This window comes from Pseudomonas sp. DF5 (assembly GCF_058148225.1).
This window is the reverse complement of sequence record NZ_JBYVYM010000011.1, coordinates 49,176-68,387: the sequence shown is the minus strand read 5'-3', so window position 1 is coordinate 68,387 and position 19,212 is coordinate 49,176. Positions and strand designations below refer to the sequence as shown.

Sequence of the window (19,212 nt, the reverse complement as noted above, 5' to 3'; positions counted from 1 at the left end):
ATCATGTCGAAATTTTTTATCGACCGTCCGATTTTCGCCTGGGTAATTGCCCTGGTGATCATGCTGGTCGGGGCTTTATCGATCCTCAAACTTCCGATCAACCAATACCCGAGCATTGCGCCTCCGGCCATTGCGATCTCCGTGACTTACCCCGGCGCCTCTGCACAAACCGTGCAGGACACCGTGGTGCAGGTGATCGAGCAACAGCTCAACGGTATCGACAACCTGCGTTATGTCTCGTCGGAAAGTAACTCCGACGGCAGCATGACCATCACCGCGACCTTCGAGCAGGGCACCAGCTCCGATACCGCGCAGGTTCAGGTCCAGAACAAACTGAACCTGGCCACCCCGCTGCTGCCGCAAGAAGTGCAGCAGCAGGGCATCCGCGTGACCAAGTCGGTGAAAAACTTCCTGATGGTCATCGGTGTGGTGTCGCGTGACGGCAGCATGACCAAGGACGACCTGTCCAACTACATCGTGTCGAACATGCAGGATCCGATCTCGCGGACCGCCGGTGTCGGTGACTTCCAGGTCTTCGGTGCCCAGTACGCGATGCGGATCTGGCTCGATCCGGCCAAGTTGAACAACTTCAACCTGACCCCGGTGGACGTGAAAACCGCCATCGCGGCGCAGAACGTCCAGGTCTCGTCCGGTCAACTCGGCGGCTTGCCCGCCCTGCCCGGCCAGCAACTGAACGCTACGATCATCGGCAAGACCCGCCTGCAGACCGCCGAGCAGTTCAAGGAAATCCTGCTCAAGGTCAACAAGGACGGTTCGCAGGTTCGCCTCAAAGACGTCGCCGAAGTAGGCCTGGGTGGCGAGAACTACAGCGTCAGCGCCCAGTTCAACGGCAGCCCGGCTTCCGGTCTGGCAGTAAAACTGGCCAACGGTGCCAACGCCCTCGATACCGCCAAGGCCCTGCGCAAAACCATCGATGACCTGAAACCGTTCTTCCCGCAAGGGATGGAAGTGGTGTTCCCGTACGACACCACCCCGGTGGTGACCGAGTCGATCAAGGGTGTGGTTGAAACCCTGGTCGAAGCGATCGTGCTGGTGTTCCTGGTGATGTTCCTGTTCCTGCAGAACTTCCGCGCCACCGTCATCACCACGATGACCGTGCCGGTGGTATTGCTGGGTACATTCGGGATCCTCGCGGCATTCGGCTTCAGCATCAACACCCTGACCATGTTCGGTATGGTGCTGGCCATCGGCTTGTTGGTGGACGATGCCATCGTCGTGGTGGAAAACGTCGAACGGGTCATGAGCGAAGAAGGCCTGTCACCCAAGGAGGCCACCAAGAAATCCATGGGGCAGATCCAGGGTGCGCTGGTCGGTATTGCCCTGGTGTTGTCGGCGGTACTGCTGCCGATGGCGTTCTTCAGTGGCTCCACCGGTGTGATCTACAAGCAGTTCTCGATCACCATCGTTTCGGCCATGGCCTTGTCGGTGCTGGTTGCATTGATCTTCACCCCGGCGCTTTGCGCCACCATGCTCAAGGCGATTCCGAAAGGCGAGCATGGCACGCCGAAACGCGGCTTCTTCGGCTGGTTCAACCGCAACTTCGACCGTGGCGTCAAAAGCTACGAGCGCGGCGTCGGCAACATGCTCGCGCACAAGGCTCCGTACCTGCTGGCATACCTGATCATCTTGGTCGGCATGATCTGGCTGTTCACCCGCATACCAACGGCGTTCCTGCCGGAAGAAGACCAGGGTGTACTGTTTGCCCAAGTGCAAACCCCGGCCGGCTCCAGCTCCCAGCGCACGCAAGTGGTCGTGGATGAAATGCGCGAGTTCCTGCTGCGTCCGAGCAAGGATGGCGGCGAAGGCGATGCGGTGGCCTCGGTGTTTACCGTGACCGGCTTCAACTTCGCCGGCCGTGGCCAGAGTTCGGGCATGGCGTTCATCATGCTCAAACCGTGGGACGAACGTAACGCCGACAACAGCGTGTTCAACCTGGCGGCCCGTGCCCAACAACACTTCTTTACCTTCCGCGATGCCATGGTGTTTGCCTTTGCACCACCGGCGGTACTGGAACTGGGTAACGCCACCGGTTTCGACGTGTTCCTTCAGGACCGCGCCGGTATCGGTCACAACAAGCTGATGGAAGCCCGTAACCAGTTCCTCGGCATGGCGGCGCAAAGCAAGGTCCTGTCGCAAGTCCGTCCGAACGGCCTGAACGACGAGCCACAATACCAGCTGGAAATCGACGATGAGAAGGCCAGCGCCCTGGGCGTGACCCTCACCGATATCAACAACACCCTGTCGATTGCCCTGGGCAGTAGCTATGTGAACGACTTCATCGACCGCGGTCGTGTGAAGAAGGTTTACGTGCAAGGCCTGCCTGGCGCTCGCATGAGCCCTGAAGACCTGAAGAAGTGGTACGTGCGCAACAGCGCCGGCACCATGGTTCCGTTCTCGGCGTTCGCCAAGGGTCAGTGGATCTACGGTTCGCCGAAACTGGCCCGTTACAACGGCGTGGAAGCGATGGAAATCCTCGGTGCCCCGGCGCCCGGCTATTCCACCGGTGAAGCCATGGCCGAAGTCGAAGCCCTGGCCAAGAAACTGCCGGCAGGTGTCGGTATTTCCTGGACCGGCCTGTCGTACGAAGAGCGCCTGTCCGGCTCGCAAGCGCCAGCGCTGTACGCCTTGTCGCTGCTGATGGTGTTCCTGTGTCTGGCGGCGTTGTATGAAAGCTGGTCGATCCCGATCGCGGTCATGCTGGTCGTGCCGCTGGGGATCATCGGTGCGCTGATGGCGACCAGCCTGCGCGGCCTGTCCAACGACGTGTATTTCCAGGTGGGGCTGTTGACCACCATCGGTCTGGCGGCGAAAAACGCCATTCTGATCGTCGAGTTCGCCAAGGAGCTGCATGAGCAAGGGCGTAGCCTGCGCGATGCAGCGATCGAAGCCTGCCGGATGCGTCTGCGACCGATCATCATGACCTCGCTCGCATTCGTGCTCGGCGTGGTACCGCTGGCCATTTCCACGGGCGCAGGTTCGGGTAGCCAACATGCGATCGGTACCGGGGTGATTGGCGGTATGCTCACGGCCACGATCCTGGCGATCTTCTGGGTTCCATTGTTCTTCGTCACCGTGTCGTCCATGGGCCAGCGCAAAGTCGCTGACCAGGATGACGCCATTGAAACTTCTCAAGAGGCTGGCTAATGAGCAAGTCGCTACTCTCCCTGGCAGTCACCGCTTTCGTGCTGAGTGGCTGCTCGCTGATACCCGATTATCAGCGGCCTGAAGCACCGGTGGCGGGCCAATACCCGCAAGGCCCGGCGTATTCGCCGGCCCAGGCGCCCAACCAGGCAGCCGCCGAACAGGGCTGGAAGCAGTTTTTCCACGACCCTGCGCTGCAACAGGTGATTCAGACCGCGCTGGAGAACAACCGTGACCTGCGCGTCGCGGCGCTGAACATCGACGCTTATGCGGCTCAATACCGCATCCAGCGCGCCGATCTGTTCCCGGCGGTCTCGGCCACCGGCAGCGGTAGCCGTCAGCGGGTTCCGGCACGGGCCTCGCAAACCGGCGAAGCGAACATCAGCAGTTCCTACTCGGCCACCGTCGGCATCAGCGCTTATGAACTCGACCTGTTCGGTCGGGTGCGCAGCCTGAGCGAAGAAGCCCTGCAGAAGTACTTCGCCACTGAAGAAGCACGGCGCAGCACGCAGATCAGTCTGGTGGCCAGCGTGGCCAATGCCTATCTGACCTGGCAGGCCGACAAGGAGCTGCTGAAGCTGACCCAGGAAACCCTAGGCGCCTTCGAGGAGAGCTACAGGCTCACCTCGCGCAGCAACGAAGTGGGCGTAGCCTCGGCGCTGGATCTGGCCCAGTCGCGTACCTCGGTGGAAAACGCCCGTGCGCAACAGGCCAAATACACCCGTCAAGTCGCTCAGGATGAAAACAGCCTGGTGTTGCTGCTCGGCACCGGAATCCCGGCCAATCTGCAAGCAGCCAAGCCACTGTCGGACGACCTGCTGAGCGACGTGCCGGCCGGCCTGCCGTCGGACTTGCTGCAGCGTCGCCCGGACATCCTCCAGGCCGAATACAACCTCAAGGCCGCCAACGCCAACATCGGCGCGGCGCGGGCGGCGTTCTTCCCGAGCATCAGCCTGACCGCCAATGCCGGCTCGCTGAGCCCGGACTTGTCCGGTCTGTTCAAGGGTGGTTCGGGCACCTGGTTGTTCCAGCCGCAAATCAACCTGCCGATCTTCAACGCCGGCAGCCTGCGTGCCAGCCTGGATTACTCCAAGATCCAGAAAGACATCAGCGTGGCGAACTACGAGAAGTCCATTCAAACGGCCTTCCAGGAAGTCGCCGATGGCCTGGCTGCACGCCAGACCTACACCGAGCAGTTGCAGGCTCAGCGTGATTTCGTCAGCGCCAACCAAGACTACTACCGTCTGGCCGAGCGTCGTTATCGCATCGGGGTCGACAGCAACCTGACCTTCCTCGACGCCCAACGCCAGCTGTTCAGTGCCCAACAGGCGCTGATCACCGACCGCCTGGCGCAGCTGACCAGTGCGGTCAACCTGTACAAGGCGTTGGGCGGTGGCTGGAATGAACAGACGGCGAAGAACGAGCCGTTGAAAGAAGAAGCGCCGAAGATGAAGTTGTTCTGATAGCGCCGTAAACACGAAGCCCACCGATTGGTGGGCTTTTTGTTGGCCGTGAACAAACTGGCCTGTTCGCTTCACCTCCCAACACCATTGACCAGAAACACCGGCTCCTCCAGGTAATCGAGCCCCAAGCGGTTTTCGAACATTTCGTCGCGTAACGCCGCAGTGGTGAAGCTGCCCAAGCCCAGCGCGGTGGCCAACAGTGAAAAGGTCTGACTCAGATGCCCGGCATCCATCAGCGCCACCCGCAATGCGCGGCTGAATTCGTATTTCCAGGCCATCCGCTCGACCCGCGCCGTGGAAACGAACACCGCTGCCGCATCCTTGACCCACGCCTGTCCGCCACAGGCCTCGCTGATCCAGGCTCGCGGGTCTTCCAGGGAAAGCAGCTCCAGCCCGTGACGACGCACCGAATAATGGTAAAGACCCCGCTCGAAACCTTGCACATTCATCAGCACCGCATACACCTCGGTGCCCTGCAGCGAACCGCCCGCCGGCGAGGTTTTCTTCAGGAAATAGTCACCCATGCGGTTGTGCTGCACGACGGTCGCGCCCCAGGTGTAGTAGAGCAACAAAGACAGTTGTTCCGAACTCAACGGCTGATCACTGAAGGTTCGCGACGTGCGGCGATTGCACAGCGAGTCCAGCAGCGTCGGCTGAGCGATCGCACAGGCAGGCAGCAGCGGGTTTTCCAGGGCGATGAACGGATGGGACCAGTAGTCCTTGAACGCCGACGGCTGAGGTTGCGCCGAGGCCTTTTGCTCCAGCTCCGTTTCCAGCTCGGCAACGCTGATGTAGGGCGTGTGCGAGCCGGTCCGGGTACTCAGGTAAAACTCCAGCGCTGCATCCCAGCGGGTCCAAAGGTTGAGCGAATGCTTACCCTGGTTATACGTGACCGAACCCGATTGATTCACCACGGGCAGCAAAACACCGTGGCTGACCAGCGTCTTCAGGAATGCCAGGTTGTCGTCCTGCGCCGGACTCTGCAAAACCCCCGGCAGCAACAAGGCACTCTCCAGCGTCTGCGGGCTCAGGAAGTGGCGCAGTAACGGCAGCAACGTCACGTCAAACTCCAGGCTCAAGTCCTGCTGCCGGTCCCGGATAAAAAACGACGCCGAACCAACGCTGAGCCAGGTGCTTTCCCTGAGTTTCAGCAGGGTCTGCGCGCCCTCCGACGGCGTCTGTTGATCGCCCTGTTGATCAAGCCCCTGCCAGAACAGGGCCTTGGGCCTCAAGGACTTGATGGCCTTGATCAAGGTCAACAGTTCCGCGTCATCGGTTTTGCGCGAAATATCCCACTCCAGGGTGATCGCTTTCACCGGGGATGACTTAAACAATTCACGCAAAATGTCCCAATCCCGCCGTGGATGGCTGGTGTGAATTTCAATCAATCGGTCCAGCGGCAACGAACGCAAATAGTCGTTCAGGTCGTAACCCTGGGTTCTGGCGGTCGTGATCGCGCTGTCGAGATCCAGCAAAAATCCCGAGCCGCTGCGCTCCACCACACTGGAAATGAACTCGCCTTCGGACTGCTCTTGTGCGCCCGGCAATGAAAACAACCGCGGTGCGTTTTCCAGCACCAGCAGTGTGGCCGTGAGCTCGCGCAATTCGATGGCATTGGCCACCACCGTGTCAGCCACCTCTTGGGCCAGGGTCGGCAAAATGAAATGCTGCGTATCGCCACCGTGGAAACGCGACCAGGAAATATGCTCGGCCAGCCACGGCGAGCGGGTTTTGTCGCACAGTCTCCGCGTCATGTTCAGAAATTCGCGATCCATCGCGATGCCCACACTGCCCAGGGACAAACTGGACGAGTGCAGCAGGCTCGGTACTCGAGCGCTGACGTCAAGTAAACGAGGCTGCAGGATGCAGTGGGTCGGCTGAAACTCGACGTAATCGAAATGCGGCAAACCCTCAGCGAGAATTCGCTCGACCGTCGGGTCAAGTCCATCCTCCGACCGGTCATCCTGTGCCCTGCGCCGTGGCAAATGGTATTCCAGCCCTACTCCGGCCTCGGGATAGGACGAGGCATCAAACATCCCCATGTGAGCCTCCCCGGCTTCAGGCGGTCAGACCCAGCAAGCGTTGTTGCTCAGTATCAGTCCCCGATATCGCCAACAGCCCGGCATATTGGTTTTCCTGCGCTCTGACCTCTTTGGCGAGGTTTTCCAGAAGTTGACGTCCTTGTGGGGTGAATTCAGTGCTGGCCTCAAAGTCCGGCAATGCCTTGATCAAGCCTCGCAGAATGTACAGAAGACGGTTTTGCGCCCGTTGCAGCTCATCGGTCGAACGCGAACGAACCCGCCCCAGGTATTTGACCAAAGCGATGTACACGTAAAACGCGTGGAAGTAGCCATAAAAGTCACGCTTCTGTCCCGACCACGGCAAGGTGTACAACGGCTCCCGCGAGGTCTCTTCCTTAACGACCGGGCACGCCTCGACAATGTGATAGAGCAACTGATGAGTGGCCTCATGCACCAGGGACTCTTCCAGATCGAGTATCGAATCATCCCGGCTCGACAACAGGATGATTCCGGTGAAACGGGACGCCGAACAGCTTCGAAATGAACCATCGGGTAAATAGAAAATCGACTTGACCAGTTTTTTGATTTGCTCACGGCAGGCGGGCCATGTGTGCTCTATGCGCAACAGGGCAATATTCACCACGTCGCAAAAAAAACGTACGGAGTAACCGCTACGCTCCAACTGTTTGCGGACGGCTTCATCCTCCGGAAACTCATAGCTGGGCGGCATCACTATCGCTACCAGCGGATCGACATCAAACCGATGCACAGGGGGGCAATAATGATTCATGCGGGAACTATCGGATGCTTTGACACGCACTAACATCTCTGGAAATTCAAACAGCATTTTTTCCAGCTCACTCCTGTCCTCGGTCTTTTTCGTGATGACCAGATTGGCATAATGAGCGGTCAGTACATTCCACACTTGAAACACCGGATCATTAATAATCAAGCGCTGTTCACGGGTCGGAGGGACGATAAGATTAAATGCCTGTTCAAAAAACTCTGCCAGATGTGGCGCGTTGGGAAACAACTGAAAAAGTTCGGTGTACAGCGCAACAAAGCTGGTGTATCGATTTCGACTGACACGCTCCAGCAAGACTTCAAATCGCGAAGGCTCCGAATCCGCAAGGAAGGTCGTGCCCTGAAATAAATCCTCGACCGAGAGCTCACGTTGACCACTGTTACCGATGTCCATTTCTCAACCTTCCCTTAGGTTGGCGGCAACGGCTTCGCCATTGTCAGACTGGCAATGCCATAACCCAGTTGTTCATAAAGACGACGCGCCGCATCGTTGCGACCAAAGACATGCAACCGCACTTCCTTGCATCCCGCCTGGCTCGCCCATGATTCCAGGGCCAGCAGCGATTGTTTTGCATAACCCTGGCGGCGCTCGCCGGGGTCAATGTAAATATCCAGAATGAAGGCGATCCGACCGGCGCCAGCGTGTCGTTCGGCGACCCATAACTCACCGATACGCCGCGCTTGATCCTCGATCACCCAGAGTTGATTCTTTTCAGTCAGTCGCCCTTGCGGCAACAATTGCTCGAAGACACTTCGTGCCCTTTGCGACGCCTCCTCCTGGCCCCACTCGCCGGCGGCGACCATCCCGTCGCCATATTCAGCAAGGGCTCTTTCGGCGAACGTAACAAAGTCCGCGTCATTCATTGGAGCCAAGGTGACAGACATGCGTCATTCACTCCGCGCCCGAGCCGCGCCCGAGCGCTTCAGGTCATGAGTCTGATAAGGCCATTCGGCGTACCACCGTAAAAGCCCACCTTTCGTGGCACGCCAAATGGCATCACCCACCGTTAATCCATGCGCGCTTGTTGCTGCTGGTTCTGTGTATCAAATACCGCGCGTATCCCCAGGTTGTTCCGAATGCTGGAGGAAGCTGCCGTCAGTTTTGCAGCATCAATACCTTTAACCGCCGCGATCTCGTCAGTACTTAAGTGCACGCCAATATTTTTAGCCGCCCCTGCCGGATCACTGTGTAAGGCGTTGGCAAATTTTTCGTCCAGCACGGCCCGTCCCAGAACCGAGGCCAAACGTTCCTGATTGACTTTATTACCCATGGTACTTCTCCTTGTTATTTCGGCATGACGAAAAACATCCCCTGACGAAGCAAGAGAGTTTCTTTTGCCCGCCTGAGGAATTTGAATATAGCAAGGCCTCTTTTCTTTTCCAGCCAAGCCCATGGCTCTCTTTAAATCTTTTTACGATAACCGACAACACCAATTCTTAAGTTTAACCGGCGACTATTGATCTACCTTTAATGACAGCCAACACTGTAGGAAACGTCTTACAACTAAAGCAATAAACACTTCCATCTAACATCAGAAAAACAACAAGGCGCCATTAATAGAACACACCTGCGGACGCCCCTTATCAACCCGAATAACTATGGGATTTTATTAGGAATGCCTCATACCGTCCGCGCCCACGCTGACGTCGATTAGTGTTCGTTAATCGCCCAAAACCCCATCCCCCCCAATTGAATCCCCCCGCCCATCCCTCGCACCATTGTCCGCACCTGCAAAAATCAATAACAACAAGGTCCGACACCATGACTACGCGCCCTCTGCGCTCCGGCTGATCTCGCCCGCCCCCTTATCCGAATTCGATTTTTTGTCTGCGACCCCTTGGTTGCGGCTGAGTAGTGCTTTATCCCTGACAATTAGAGAGACCCGAGCCCATGACTTCCTCCACCACGCAGTATTTGTTTCCCAGCCTGATCGCCATCGCATTGGCCGGCGTGGCCCTGCCCGCCTTGGCCGAGGAAGCGGGCTTTGTCGAAGGAGCCAAGGTCAACCTGAACCTGCGTAACTTCTACATCAACCGTAACTTCACCAATCCGACCAAGAGCCAGGGCAAGGCTGAAGAGTGGACGCAAAGCTTTATCCTCGACGCCAAATCCGGGTTCACCCAAGGCACCGTCGGGTTCGGCATGGACGTGCTGGGGTTGTATTCGGTCAAGCTCGACGGCGGTAAAGGCACCGGCGGGACGCAGTTGCTGCCGCTGGATCACGATGGCCGCCCGGCGGACAACTTCGGTCGCGCCAACGTGGCGTTCAAGGCGAAGCTGTCCCAGACCGAAGTGAAGGTCGGCGAATGGATGCCGGTGCTGCCGATCCTGCGTTCGGACGACGGTCGCTCGCTGCCGCAAACCTTCCGTGGCGGCCAGATCACTTCGAAGGAAATCGATGGCCTGACGCTCTACGGCGGCCAGTTCCGCGCCAACAGCCCGCGCGACGACAGCAGCATGAGCGACATGTCGATGACCGGCAAAGCGGCCTTCAAGTCAGACCGCTTCAACTTCCAGGGCGTCGAATATGCCTTCAACGACAAGCGCACTCAGATCGGCTTGTGGAATGCTGAACTCAAAGACATCTACAGCCAGCAATACGTCAACCTGATCCACACCCAACCGCTGGGCGACTGGACCCTGGGCGCCAACCTCGGGTTCTTCTACGGCAAGGATGACGGCAGCGCCCGGGCGGGCGAGCTGGACAACAAAACCTGGTCGGGCCTGTTCTCGGCCAAATACGGTGGCAATACCTTTTACGTCGGCCTGCAAAAACTCACCGGCGACAACGCCTGGATGCGGGTCAACGGCACCAGCGGCGGCACCCTGGCCAACGACAGCTACAACTCCAGCTATGACAACGCCCGGGAAAAATCCTGGCAAGTGCGCCACGACTACAACTTCGCCGCTCTGGGCGTGCCGGGCCTGACCCTGATGAACCGCTACATCAGCGGCGACAACGTCCACACCGCCACCACCAGCGACGGCAAGGAATGGGGCCGCGAAAGCGAACTGGGTTACACCGTGCAAAGCGGCGCACTCAAAGACCTCAACGTCAAATGGCGCAACTCCACCATCCGCCGTGACTTCAGCAACAACGAGTTCGATGAGAACCGGTTGATCGTCAGCTATCCGATCAGCCTGCTGTAAGACTCTAAAACGCCTTCGCGGGCAAGCCTCGCTCCTACAGATCACACCACCTGTAGGAGCGAGGCTTGCCCGCGAAGACGTCAGCTCAAGCAACACAACTTTCGCGGATCACTCCCGCGACTCAACCCCCAACTCATCCCACACCGACTCGGCCAGGTGGAACGTCGCGTTGGCCGCCGGAATGCCGCAATAGATCGCGCTCTGCATGATCACTTCCTTGATCTCGCTGCGGGTCACGCCGTTGTTGGCGGCGGCGCGCAGGTGCAGTTTGAGTTCTTCGTTGCGGTTCATGCCGATCAGCATGGCGATGGTGATCAGGCTGCGGGTGTGGCGCGGCAGGCCCGGGCGGGTCCAGATGTCGCCCCAGGCGTGGCGGGTGATCATCTCCTGGAACTCCGAGTTGAACTCGGTCAGCGCGTTCAGGCTGCGGTCGACGTGGGCGTCGCCGAGTACTGCGCGACGGACTTTCATGCCCTCGTCGTAACGTTGTTTCTCGTCCACAAAAAACCCCTCAATGACCGGAAAGAAACGCCAGTACCCGCTCGCTGAACGCAGCGCCGGCCTGAACGTTGGACAGGTGCGCGGCGTAGAACTCGGCGTACTCGGCGCCCCGTACATGTTCCTGAATGAAATGCCCGCCAGACGGCGGCGTCACCGCGTCTTCTGTGCCGGCGATCACCAGCAGCGGCGCCTTGATCGAGGACAACTGATCGCGGAAATCGGCATCGCGCACTGCCGCACAATTGGCCGCGTAGCCTTCAGGCGAGGTGGCCGCAAGCATGTCGGTGATCTGCTTCGCCGCTGCCGGATTGGCGGCGGAAAAATCCGGAGTGAACCAGCGCGCAATCGACGCATCACGCAATGCGACCATCGCCGCCGCGCCGTCACGCAGCACGGTTTCGATTCGTGGGTTCCACACCGATGGATCGCCGATTTTCGCCGCGGTGTTGCACACGATCAGTTTGTTCAAACGCTGACCGGCGTTGATCCCCAGCCACTGGCCGATCAACCCGCCCATGGACAGACCACAGAAATGCGCGCGCTCGATGTGCAAGGCATCCAGCAGCGCCAGCACGTCGCGGCCCAGTTGCTCGATGCTGTACGGCCCTGGCGTCACCAATGACTTGCCGTGACCACGGGTGTCAAAACGCAGCACGCGGAAATGCTCGGTGAACGCCGGGATTTGTGCGTCCCACATGTGCAGGTCGGTGCCCAGTGAGTTGGACAGCACCAGTACCGGCGCTTCTTCAGGGCCATCGAGTTGCGGCCCTTGAATTTGGTAGTGCAGTTCGCCCTCGGCGAGTTGTACGAATGCCACAGCAGTCTCCTTCAGGCAGTCAACGCAAAATGTTCAGCCACCGCTCGCTCGACCCAGGTATGGGCCTGACCGAGGTAATGGGCGGGGTCCAGCAGATGATCGAGTTCAGCGTCCGACAACTCGGCGGTCACTTGCGGCTCGTCGCCGAGTACCGCGCGCAGATGACGTTGCTCGGCCACAGCACGCTTGCAGCATTGCTCCAGCAGATGATGCGCGGTGTCGCGACCGACCCGTTGCGCCAGGACGATGCTCACGGCTTCAGCGAGCACCAGGCCTTGGGTCAGGTCGAGGTTGCGGGTCATGCGCATCGCGTCCACTTCCAGTCCGTCGGCCACCAACAGCGCTTGTTGCAGGCTGCCCGACACCAAGCAGCAGATCTCCGGCAGGGTTTCCCATTCGGCATGCCACAGGCCCAGGCTGCGCTCGTGTTCCTGGGGCATCGCGCTGAACAAAGTCGAAAGTAAACCCGGCACCCGCGTCGCCGCACCGATCAGCACCGCCGCGCCCACCGGATTGCGTTTGTGCGGCATGGTCGAGGAACCGCCCTTTCCCGGTGCCGACGGTTCGAACACTTCGCCGGCTTCGGTCTGCATCAACAGGCTGATGTCGCGGCCGAGTTTGCCGAGGCTGCCGGCGATCAAGCCAAGCACCGCGCCGAACTCCACCAGACGATCGCGTTGGGTGTGCCAGGGTTGTTCCGGCAAGGTCAGTTGCAGTTCTGCGGCCAAGACTTCGCCAATCGGCATCGCCTGATCGCCAAGGGCCGCGAGGGTGCCGGAGGCGCCACCGAATTGCAGCACCAGCAGGCGCGGCTTGAGTTCCAGCAAACGCTGGCGGCTACGAGTCACCGCGCCCAGCCAACCGGCGATCTTCATGCCGAGGGTGACCGGGGTCGCGTGTTGCAACCAGGTGCGCCCGGCCAGCGGCGTGGCGACGTATCGCTTGGCCTGGGTCGCGAGGGTATCCCCCAGCTGCGCCAGATCAGCTTCGATCAGTTGCAGCGCGCGGCGCAATTGCAACACCAGGCCGGTGTCCATCACGTCCTGGCTGGTTGCGCCCAGATGCACGTAGCGCTCGGCTTCAGGATCGCTTTTGGCGATTTGCTTGCCCAGCGCCTTGACCAAAGGGATCGCCGAATTGCCCGCCGTGGCAATCGCCTCGCCGAGCGCGGCGAAGTCGTAATACTCGGCTTTGCAGGCCGCTTCGATAGACGCGACTGCCGTTTGTGGAATCAGGCCAACCCGCGCTTCGGCCCGGGCCAGCGCGGCTTCGAAATCCAGCATGGCCTGAACCCGGCCCTGATCGCAGAACACCTCACGCATGTCACGTGCGGTGAAGTAGGCATCGAACAATTGATTGCCCGGTCGCTGATTCATAAACAGTCCTTGCAGGCGAGGGCCTGTAAGGCCCTCGCATAAAAATCAAAGGTCGTTTTCCAGATACTTCGGCTGTTTCGGCAGACGCAGGCTGAACAGGAACGCCACCGCCATCATCACCGTCACGTACCAGTAGAACGAGTTTTCCATGCCCCCGGCTTTAAGGCTCAACGCTACATATTCTGCCGAACCGCCAAAGATCGCATTGGCCACCGCATACGCCAGGCCGACGCCCAAGGCGCGCACCTCTGGCGGGAACATTTCGGCTTTCACCAGACCGCTGATCGAGGTGTAGAAACTGACGATCGCCAGCGCCACGGTAATCAGCACAAAGGCCAGGAACGGATTGCTGACACTTTTCAGGCTCAACAGGATCGGTACGGTGCACAACGTGCCGAGGGCGCCGAACCAGAGCATCGAATTGCGCCGGCCAATCTTGTCGGCGAGCATGCCGAAGAACGGTTGCATGCACATATAAAGGAACAGCGCGCCGGTCATGATGTAGCTGGCGGTCTTGGCGTGCATGCCGGCGGTGTTCACCAGGTACTTCTGCATGTACGTGGTGAAGGTGTAGAAAATCAGCGAACCGCCGGCGGTGTAACCCAGCACGGTGATGAAGGCGGCCTTGTGATCGCGGAACAGCGCACCGATGCTGCCGGCGTCTTTGTTTTCACGCATTTCCTTGCTGCTGGTTTCCTTGAGCGCACGACGCAGGAACAACGAAATCAACGCCGCCGCCGCACCGACCACGAACGGAATCCGCCAGCCGTAGGCACGCAATTCATCCTCATTGAGGAACTGCTGCAGGATCACTACCAGCGACACCGCCAGCAACTGCCCGCCAATCAGCGTCACGTACTGGAACGACGCGAAGAACCCGCGCTGGCCCTTGAGGGCGACTTCGCTCATGTAGGTCGCGGTGGTGCCGTATTCGCCGCCCACCGACAAGCCCTGCAGCAAGCGCGCGAACAGCAGCAGGATCGGCGCCCAGACACCGATGCTGTTGTAGGTCGGCAGGCAAGCGATGAGCAGAGAACCGAAGCACATCATCAGAATCGAGATCAGCATCGAATTCTTGCGCCCGTGCTTGTCCGCCAGCCGACCGAAGATCCAGCCGCCGATGGGGCGCATCAGAAACCCGGCGGCAAACACGCCCGCGGTATTGACCAACTGCACCGTGGGGTTATCGGACGGGAAAAAGGCCGGGGCAAAGTAGATCGCACAGAAGGCGTAGACGTAGAAGTCGAACCACTCGACCAGATTGCCGGACGAGGCGCCGACAATCGCAAAGATTCTTTTGCTGCGTTCTTCACCGGTGTAGACAGCTGTGGAGGTTGTCATTGTTTTTTCGCTCTGTGGGGACCGTGAGAGTCTAGACATACTTTGCAACAATCCCGTTCCGCAGGAACATTCTTTGGCGTCAGTGAGGACGCCTTCGCGGGCAAGCCTCGCTCCTACGGATGTACGCGATATCCGCGACTACATATATCTGTAGGAGCGAGGCTTGCCCGCGAATGATCTCAAGCGAACTCAATAATCGAAGAACACGGTCTCCGCATCCGTCCCCTGCAGAATCACATTCCACTGATAAACACCCGCAGCATCCTGCTTCGCCAACAAGGTGCCACGGCGTTCGGCAGGCACGCACTCGAGCAGCGGATCCGCCACGTTGGCCGGCTCACCATCGAAGTAAATCCGCGTCAGCAAGTGCTTCACCAACCCGCGAGCAAACACCAGCACCACCAGGTGCGGCGCCTGGGTCGTGCCCTTCAGGCCTTCCACAGTGCCCGGCTTGATCGTGGTAAAGCGAAAGCGCCCTTGCGCATCCACCGGCACCCGGCCGAACCCTTCGAAATTCGGGTCCAGGGGTTTGTCCTGATCGTCTTCGGGGTGATCGTACTTGCCGGCGGCGTTGGCCTGCCAGACTTCGAGCATGGCGTCGTTGACGAAGTCGCCATTGCCGTCGACGACTTGCCCGGTGATCGCCACACGCTCGCCGAGGGTCTGTTCAACGGTCAGGTCTTCACGGTTCAGCCAGGTCAGGCCGATGTGGTAGTACGGTCCGACGGTGTGGGACGTGGTCGCGTTCAGCGTCATCTTATTTCTCCATCGGCGTGGCGTCGCGGCCGCGCAAAACGATGTCCCAACGATAAGCGAGGGCATAGGAAGGGATGGTTTTTTCCAGATCGAAACTGGCGATCAGACGCTCTTTGGCGCTGGTATCGGGCACGCAGTTGTAGATCGGGTCGTAAGCCAGCAACGGGTCACCCGGGAAATACATCTGGGTCACCAGGCGCGTCAGAATGCTCGGCCCGAACAGGGAGAAATGGATGTGCGCCGGACGCCAGGCATTGTGGTGGTTACCCCACGGGTAGGCGCCAGGCTTGATGGTCTGGAATTGATACCAGCCATCGGCGTCGGTCACGGTGCGGCCGGTACCGGTGAAGTTCGGGTCCATCGGTGCGTCGTGCAGATCGCGGGCATGGTTGTAACGACCGGCGGCATTGGCCTGCCAGATCTCCACCAGAATGCCCGGCACCGGCAGACCGTCTTCATCCAGTACACGACCGTGGATAATGATCCGCTCACCCAATGGCTCGCCCGAGTGCTGGGCGGTCAGGTCGTTGTCCCGCTCCTGAATACGCTCGGCGCCGATGGTCGGGCCGGTGATTTCCGACAGCGAATGAGGCAAAAACACCAACGGCTTGGACGGCGAGCGAAGGTTGGTGGATTGATAAGGAGGGTGCAGGTATTCCGGCTGAGTGCCCGCCTGCGGGCGACGGTAACCTGGTTTGTCAGTCATTGCGCTTTCCTCAATTCTTATTAGTCGCTTCTGTGCGTCAGACCCGTTCGATCGCCAAGGCCAGGCCCTGACCGACACCGACACACATGGTCGCCAAGCCTTTCTTGCCGCCCGTCTTTTCCAGTTGATGCAGTGCAGTCAGCACCAGACGCGCACCGCTCATGCCCAGCGGATGGCCCAAGGCAATGGCGCCACCGTTCGGGTTGACCTGGGCCGCGTCATCCGCCAGTCCCAGTTCACGCAGCACCGCCAGACCCTGGCTGGCGAAGGCTTCGTTGAGTTCGATCACGTCGAAATCGTTGACCGCCAGGCCCAGGCGCTCAGTCAATTTACGCACCGCCGGCACCGGGCCGATACCCATCACCCGTGGTGCGACGCCGGCGCTGGCCATGCCGAGCACTTTGGCGCGGGCGGTCAAGCCGTGTTTCTTCACGGCTTCGGCCGAAGCCAGAATCAGCGCTGCAGCACCGTCGTTCACACCGGAGGCATTGCCGGCGGTGACGGTTTTGTCGGGGCCGTTGACCGGTTTGAGTTTGGCCAGGGTCTCGAGTGTGGTATCGGCGCGAGGATGTTCGTCCTGGCTGACCACTGTTTCACCCTTCTTGTGGGCAATGCGCACTTCAACGATTTCTTCGGCGAAAAATCCTGCGGCTTGCGCGGCGGCTGTCCGTTGCTGACTGCGCAGTGCGAAAGCGTCCTGATCCTCGCGGGAAACCTGGTAATCGTCGGCCACATTATCGGCGGTTTGCGGCATTGCATCGACGCCGTACTGGGCTTTCATCAACGGGTTGATGAAACGCCAGCCGATGGTGGTGTCTTCCAGCTTCATGTTGCGCGAAAACGCGGCGTCCGCCTTGCCCATCACGAACGGCGCGCGGGACATCGATTCGACGCCACCGGCAATCGCCAGCTCCATCTCACCGCTGGCGATGGCCCGAAACGCAGTGCCGATAGCGTCCATGCCCGAAGCGCAGAGGCGATTGAGGGTGACGCCAGGAATGGTTTCCGGCAGCCCCGCCAGCAGCAACGCCATGCGAGCCACGTTGCGGTTGTCTTCGCCGGCCTGGTTGGCGCAGCCGAGGAACACCTCGTCCACCGCGTTCCAGTCCACCGACGGGTTGCGTTCTATCAACGCCTTGATCGGCACGGCGGCCAGGTCATCGGCACGGACCGCCGACAGGCCACCGCCGAAACGGCCGATGGGGGTACGAATCGCGTCGCAGATATAAACGTCACGCATCAGGCTTCTCCGGGTGCTTGGCCGTGGGCCGCCGCAGTGCGGGCTTCCAGATCACGCAGCGCGGTCAACTCGACTTCGGTTGGCTCGGCGGTGTTTTCAACCGTGTCGGCAAAACGAATCGCCCAACCGGTGGCCGCGATCACTTGCTCACGGGTTACACCTGGGTGCAGCGCTGTGACCACGAACTCATGGGTGCCGGCTTCCGGTTCCATGATGCACAGGTCGGTAATAATGCCGACAGGACCGGCGCCTGGCAGGCCGAGACGTTTGCGCGAATCACCGCCCTCGCCATGACCAACCGAGGTAATGAAGTCGAGCTTGTCTACAAAGGAGCGCGCCGACTGCTTGAGGATGATCAGCACGCTCTTGGCGGAACCGGCGATCTCCGGCGCGCCACCTGCACCCGGCAGGCGAACTTTCGGCTGGTGGTAGTCGCCGACCACAGTGGTGTTGATGTTGCCGAAACGGTCGACTTGCGCGGCGCCGAGGAAGCCGACGTCAATGCGCCCGCCCTGCAGCCAGTAGCGAAAAATCTCGCCGGTCGGGACGACGGTGTCGGCGGTTTCCGCCAGCTCACCGTCACCGATCGACAATGGCAGTACGCTTGGCTTGGCACCGATCGGACCCGATTCGTAGATCAGGACTACATCGGGCGAGGACGTCAGTCGCGCCAGGTTGGCGGCTTTCGACGGCAGGCCGATACCAACGAAGCACACCGAACCGTTTTTCAGGCGGCGGGCGGCGGCGACGGTCATCATTTCATTGGTGGTGTAAGTCATTACTTGGCCTCCGAAGCAGCGGCCAGCTTGGCCTGGAACTCGCTGAAGTCAGCGCAGCCGTGGATGTACTCGTTGATCCACGCGGTGAAGGTTTCACGGTCGCGGGCAATCGGGTCCCAGGCCTGGTAGAAGCGGTTGTCACGCTCGGTGTAACCGTGGGCGTAGGACGGATGCGCGCCGCCCGGTACGTGGCAGACCGCGCTCAGAGCCCAGGTCGGCAGCACACAAGCGTTCATCGGTGCGTTGAGGTCATCGACGATTTCTTCGACGGTGACGATGCAACGCTTGGCCGCCAGCGCCGCTTCTTTCTGCACCCCGAGGATGCCCCAGAGCAGCACGTTGCCTTGGCGGTCGGCTTTCTGCGCGTGAATCACGGTGATGTCCGGACGCACCGACGGTACCGCCGCCAGCACTTCGCCGGTGAACGGGCACGTGACGGTCTTGATCAGCGGGTTGACCTTCGGCAGATCGGAACCGGCGTAGGCACGCAGCACCGCGAACGGTAAGCCCGAAGCGCCCGCGACGTAGGCATTGGCCAGGTCGGCGTGGCTGTGCTCTTCGATTTCCAGCGCATGCGGCCACTGCCGCTCGACTGCGTCACGCAGACGGTGCAGCGAACCGACGCCGGGGTTGCCGCCCCAGGAGAAAATCAGTTTGCGAGCACAACCGGCACCGATCAACTGGTCGTAGATCAAGTCAGGCGTCATCCGCACCAGGGTCAGGTCTTTCTTGCCCTGACGAATGATTTCGTGACCGGCCGCCGTAGGAATCAGGTGAGTGAAGCCTTCGAGCGCGACGGTATCGCCGTCGTTGACGAACTGCTTCACCGCGTCATGCAGCGAAAGGATTTCAGCCATGGGGCAGGCTCCCGTTTATTGTTAACCGACAGTGTGGGAAAAAGGCGCCGATGCGCAGCGCCGGAATGACTGAAGATTAAGCCCCTGGAATAACCCAAACAATCCGATAATCGACTGAGTGTTCGTTTATCGAACAGATTGTTACCTCACTATCGTTCTCTTTCACATCGTTCCCACGCTCTGCGTGGGAATGCAGCCCGGGACGCTCCGCGTCCCAAATGCGGACGCAGAGCGTCCA

At 59.9% G+C, this 19,212-nt stretch carries 16 protein-coding genes; 3 read left to right on the top strand and 13 right to left on the bottom strand.

Going from position 1 to position 19,212, the window contains the following annotated elements; all coding sequences use genetic code 11:
• Positions 1 to 3: 3 nt before the first annotated feature.
• Entirely contained in the window at positions 4 to 3,165 is a 3,162-nt protein-coding gene (gene emhB, locus AC30D7_RS12325) for an efflux RND transporter permease subunit EmhB (RefSeq protein WP_490134229.1), read from the top strand.
• A complete protein-coding gene (gene emhC, locus AC30D7_RS12320) occupies positions 3,165 to 4,625 on the top strand; it encodes an efflux RND transporter outer membrane subunit EmhC (protein ID WP_490134228.1) in 1,461 nt (486 codons plus the stop codon). Before emhB ends, emhC begins: the two co-directional genes overlap by 1 nt.
• Positions 4,626 to 4,696: 71 nt before the next feature.
• Here emhC and AC30D7_RS12315 read toward each other — a convergent pair whose 3' ends face one another.
• The 4 genes from AC30D7_RS12315 to AC30D7_RS12300 all read right to left on the bottom strand — a co-directional run bounded on the left by AC30D7_RS12315 (position 4,697) and on the right by AC30D7_RS12300 (position 8,721).
• The gene (locus tag AC30D7_RS12315; RefSeq protein ID WP_490134227.1) at positions 4,697 to 6,667 is read right to left on the bottom strand and encodes a multinuclear nonheme iron-dependent oxidase; all 1,971 of its coding nucleotides are present in this window, start codon (positions 6,665 to 6,667) and stop codon (positions 4,697 to 4,699) included.
• Positions 6,668 to 6,683: 16 nt separating this feature from the next.
• The gene (locus AC30D7_RS12310; RefSeq protein WP_490134226.1) at positions 6,684 to 7,844 is read right to left on the bottom strand and encodes an aKG-HExxH-type peptide beta-hydroxylase; all 1,161 of its coding nucleotides are present in this window, start codon (positions 7,842 to 7,844) and stop codon (positions 6,684 to 6,686) included.
• A gap of 14 nt (positions 7,845 to 7,858) precedes the next feature.
• Positions 7,859 to 8,335: a GNAT family N-acetyltransferase gene (locus AC30D7_RS12305; protein ID WP_490134225.1), complete on the bottom strand. Its 477-nt coding sequence runs from the start codon at positions 8,333 to 8,335 to the stop codon at positions 7,859 to 7,861.
• Positions 8,336 to 8,457: 122 nt separating this feature from the next.
• Positions 8,458 to 8,721: an Os1348 family RiPP precursor gene (locus AC30D7_RS12300; protein WP_490134224.1), complete on the bottom strand. Its 264-nt coding sequence runs from the start codon at positions 8,719 to 8,721 to the stop codon at positions 8,458 to 8,460.
• Positions 8,722 to 9,341: 620 nt separating this feature from the next.
• Here AC30D7_RS12300 and AC30D7_RS12295 point away from each other — a divergent pair.
• On the top strand, positions 9,342 to 10,601 hold the full coding sequence (locus AC30D7_RS12295; protein WP_490134223.1) for an OprD family porin: 1,260 nt from the start codon (positions 9,342 to 9,344) through the stop codon (positions 10,599 to 10,601).
• Between the two features lie 108 nt (positions 10,602 to 10,709).
• Here the strand turns inward: AC30D7_RS12295 and pcaC are convergent, their stop codons facing one another.
• The 9 genes from pcaC to AC30D7_RS12250 form a co-directional block, all read right to left on the bottom strand.
• Entirely contained in the window at positions 10,710 to 11,102 is a 393-nt protein-coding gene (gene pcaC, locus AC30D7_RS12290; RefSeq protein WP_007935810.1) for a 4-carboxymuconolactone decarboxylase, read from the bottom strand.
• A 10-nt stretch (positions 11,103 to 11,112) separates the two neighbouring features.
• Entirely contained in the window at positions 11,113 to 11,919 is an 807-nt protein-coding gene (pcaD, locus tag AC30D7_RS12285) for a 3-oxoadipate enol-lactonase (RefSeq protein ID WP_096479633.1), read from the bottom strand.
• Positions 11,920 to 11,930: 11 nt separating this feature from the next.
• Positions 11,931 to 13,295: a 3-carboxy-cis,cis-muconate cycloisomerase gene (locus tag AC30D7_RS12280; RefSeq protein WP_490134222.1), complete on the bottom strand. Its 1,365-nt coding sequence runs from the start codon at positions 13,293 to 13,295 to the stop codon at positions 11,931 to 11,933.
• A 45-nt stretch (positions 13,296 to 13,340) separates the two neighbouring features.
• A complete protein-coding gene (locus AC30D7_RS12275; protein WP_019580913.1) occupies positions 13,341 to 14,636 on the bottom strand; it encodes an MFS family transporter in 1,296 nt (431 codons plus the stop codon).
• Positions 14,637 to 14,825: 189 nt separating this feature from the next.
• On the bottom strand, positions 14,826 to 15,392 hold the full coding sequence (gene pcaG, locus AC30D7_RS12270) for a protocatechuate 3,4-dioxygenase subunit alpha (RefSeq protein WP_018926873.1): 567 nt from the start codon (positions 15,390 to 15,392) through the stop codon (positions 14,826 to 14,828).
• A 1-nt stretch (position 15,393) separates the two neighbouring features.
• Entirely contained in the window at positions 15,394 to 16,098 is a 705-nt protein-coding gene (pcaH, locus tag AC30D7_RS12265; protein WP_111455066.1) for a protocatechuate 3,4-dioxygenase subunit beta, read from the bottom strand.
• Positions 16,099 to 16,135: 37 nt separating this feature from the next.
• Positions 16,136 to 17,341 (bottom strand): 3-oxoadipyl-CoA thiolase, encoded by a 1,206-nt coding sequence (gene pcaF / locus AC30D7_RS12260; RefSeq protein ID WP_349745785.1) that lies wholly within the window; start codon positions 17,339 to 17,341, stop codon positions 16,136 to 16,138.
• On the bottom strand, positions 17,338 to 18,117 hold the full coding sequence (locus AC30D7_RS12255; protein WP_111455065.1) for a CoA-transferase subunit beta: 780 nt from the start codon (positions 18,115 to 18,117) through the stop codon (positions 17,338 to 17,340). Before AC30D7_RS12255 ends, pcaF begins: the two co-directional genes overlap by 4 nt.
• A complete protein-coding gene (locus AC30D7_RS12250; RefSeq protein WP_018926877.1) occupies positions 18,117 to 18,974 on the bottom strand; it encodes a CoA transferase subunit A in 858 nt (285 codons plus the stop codon). Before AC30D7_RS12250 ends, AC30D7_RS12255 begins: the two co-directional genes overlap by 1 nt.
• Positions 18,975 to 19,212 lie beyond the last annotated feature (238 nt).